Origin of the sequence: Mesorhizobium sp. M4A.F.Ca.ET.090.04.2.1, from assembly GCF_003999085.1 — a bacterium.
GTDB lineage: Bacteria > Pseudomonadota > Alphaproteobacteria > Rhizobiales > Rhizobiaceae > Mesorhizobium.
The window spans coordinates 1-2661 of record NZ_RZOT01000684.1; the positions used below are offsets into that span (position 1 = coordinate 1).

Sequence of the window (2661 nt, forward strand, 5' to 3'; positions counted from 1 at the left end):
GTCGGCAAGAGCAGACGCAGGCGATGCCCGCGCTGGCGCAGGATCGACATCGTCTTGCCGAACGGCTCGATCAGCCGGCGCACTTCGCCACGTCGGGAACCCGGCAGCACCAGCAGCGTCTTGACGCGATCCCCCGCCAGGTCCCGCGGCAGGCCCTGCGCCTTGGCGGCGCCAAGCACGCCCGGATCCCGCGCCAGGCGATGCCCGACATAGGTGCCGGGCGGGCCGCCAAGGCGGGCGAGCGCCTTCACCTCGAAGGGCAGGATGCAAAGGATATGATCGACATAGGGCTTCATCGCCACCGCCCTGCCCGGCCGCCATGCCCAGACGCTCGGGCAGACATAGTGGACGATCGGGATCGACGGGTTGGCGGCCCGCACCTTCTTCGCCACGCGCAGCGAGAAATCCGGGCTGTCGATGGTGATGAGGCAGTCGGGTTTTTCGGCGGCGATCATGCTTGCCGTCTGGCCGATCCGCCTGATCAGCCGCGGCAGGTCGCGCAGGATAGCGCTGAAGCCCATCAGCGCGATCTCGCCGCCGTCGAACAGGGACTTAAGCCCGAGCGCCTGCAGATGCCGGCCGCCGATGCCGATAAGCTGAACATCGCGGCCGGTCGTCCGCTTCAGTGCCGCGACGATGTCGGCGCCAAGCATGTCGCCCGATTCCTCGCCGGCGACGACGGCGATCTTCAGCGGCTTGTCATTGGCCATGAGCCGGCTCCTCGACAGGAAGGCCGACGATGAACAGGCCGAGCGCATTGGCGCGCGCGATGGTGTCGGGAGCTTCAAGGATCAGCGAGCGGCCGGCCTCAACCGCAATCCCCGCCAGTCCCGCTTCATATGCGGCCTCGACCGTCCGCGGGCCGATGGACGGCAGATCGGCGCGCAGTTCCTGACCAGGCTTGGCGCATTTGACCAGAACGCCGCGCGTCTTGCCGGCGAGCCTGCCATGGTCGCGCAATTGTCTGGTCCGCTCGAGCAGCCCGTTAGTGCCCTCGATGCCCTCCAGCGCGATCGCCCTGCCGCCGATTGCGACCGCGGCCTGCCCGATATCGAGAGCACCGATCGCCTTTGCCGCGACCCTGGCGGCCTCGATGTCGCGCCAGTCGGATTTGCCCGGCTTGGCCGTGGTCAGCGAGCCATCGCTCGCAAGCAGTTCGGGCACGATCTCATGCGCGCCAACGACCTTGATGCCGCGCTTTTCCAGGAAACGCGTCAGCATCCTCAGCAAGCCGTCGTCACCGCGCGCCAGCCCCATCACCACTGTAGGCACGGCAGCCAGCAGGCCGAGGCTCGGCCGCATGGCGGTCAATTTCGGCCTGCGCCTGATCTCGCCGGCCAGCACGAGGTGGCTGATTCGCTTGCGCCTGAGCAAAGGCACCAGCGAGCCGAACGATTCGAGCGCGAGCTGCTCTGTCTCGTAGCCGGCGAGGTCCTGCTTGCGGTCGACCTCGCCTTCGGCCGCGATGATGACGGGCGGATGTCCCTGCCTTGCGAGGCTAGCCGCGACTTCCACCGGCAGGCTGCCGCCGCCGGCGATGATGCCGACCCTTGAGCCCGGCGCGAGGTCCAACTTGGCTCCGGCAGCCTCAGCCTTCATCGTCGGCATCGTCGCCGTCGCCACCCTTGAGCGACGGGACGGCATAGTGCCGCTTGCCGCGATTGGCGATGAAATCGATGATTTTCATGGCCGTCGGCGAGGAAGCGAATTCCGCCTTGGCGAACTCTATGTTCTCGCCGACGGTTCGGGAGCGGTCGAAGATCGTCCTGTAGGCCTTGCGCAACAGGTGGATCTCGGCGCGCGGCAGGCCGGAACGCTTCAGGCCGACGATGTTGAGGCCGCGAAGGCTGGCGCGGTTGCCGGCGGCGATCGCATAGGGAATGACGTCGCCGACGACCGCAGAGCAGCCGCCGATGAAGGCGTTGTTGCCGATGCGGACGAACTGGTGAACGGCGGTGAGGCCGCCAACATAGACGTTGTCACCGATCTCGCAGTGGCCGCCCAACGTCGCGCCGTTGGCGAAGGTGGCGTTCTTGCCGACGACGCAGTCATGGGCAATGTGGGCATAGGCGAGGAAATTGCCATTGTCGCCCACCGTCGTCTCGCCGCGGCTGGAATCGGTGCCGAGATGCATGGTCACGCCTTCGCGGATCGTGCAGTTCTCGCCGATCACCAGCGTCGTGCGGCCACCCTTGTGCTTGGTGTTCTGCGGCGGCGCGCCGAGTATGGCCATCGGATAGACCTTGGTGGCGGCGCCGATGGTGGTCGCGCCCATCACCGAGACATGGCCGACAAGCTCGACCCGGTCGCCGATGACGGCATCGGGGCCGACGTGGCAGAAGGGTCCGATGCGAACGCCTTCGCCGAGCTGGGCCCCTTCTTCGACGACCGAGGAAGGGTGGATTTCAGTCTGGACTTTCATGAGCATTTTGAACCGTCAGCCGGTGACCATCATAGCCGAAACCTCGGCTTCCGCAGCTTTTGCTCCATCGACCATCGCTTCGCAGGCGAATTTGAGCAGGTTGCCGCGCTTCTTGATCTTCTTGACGTGAATCCTGAGCTGGTCGCCGGGAACGACCGGCTTGCGAAACTTCGCATTGTCGATGGTCATGAAATAGACCAGCGATGGCTTTTCCGTGTTGAGGCTGCGGATGCAGATCG

The 2661-nt window shown here is 65.9% G+C and carries 2 protein-coding genes and 2 pseudogenes; all 4 read right to left on the reverse strand.

Annotated elements, in window-relative coordinates:
- Positions 1-710 (reverse strand): annotated as a pseudogene (locus EN781_RS30355) (lipid-A-disaccharide synthase); the annotation flags it as partial.
- On the reverse strand, positions 700-1608 hold the full coding sequence (locus EN781_RS30360) for an LpxI family protein (RefSeq protein ID WP_189347942.1): 909 nt from the start codon (positions 1606-1608) through the stop codon (positions 700-702). The pseudogene EN781_RS30355 and the gene EN781_RS30360, both read right to left, overlap by 11 nt.
- Complete coding sequence (lpxA, locus tag EN781_RS30365; protein ID WP_126054472.1) at positions 1589-2422, reverse strand: acyl-ACP--UDP-N-acetylglucosamine O-acyltransferase; 834 nt, start codon at positions 2420-2422, stop codon at positions 1589-1591. The genes EN781_RS30360 and lpxA overlap by 20 nt, the downstream gene beginning before the upstream one ends.
- Positions 2423-2437: 15 nt before the next feature.
- Positions 2438-2661 (reverse strand): annotated as a pseudogene (locus tag EN781_RS30370) (3-hydroxyacyl-[acyl-carrier-protein] dehydratase FabZ); the annotation flags it as partial.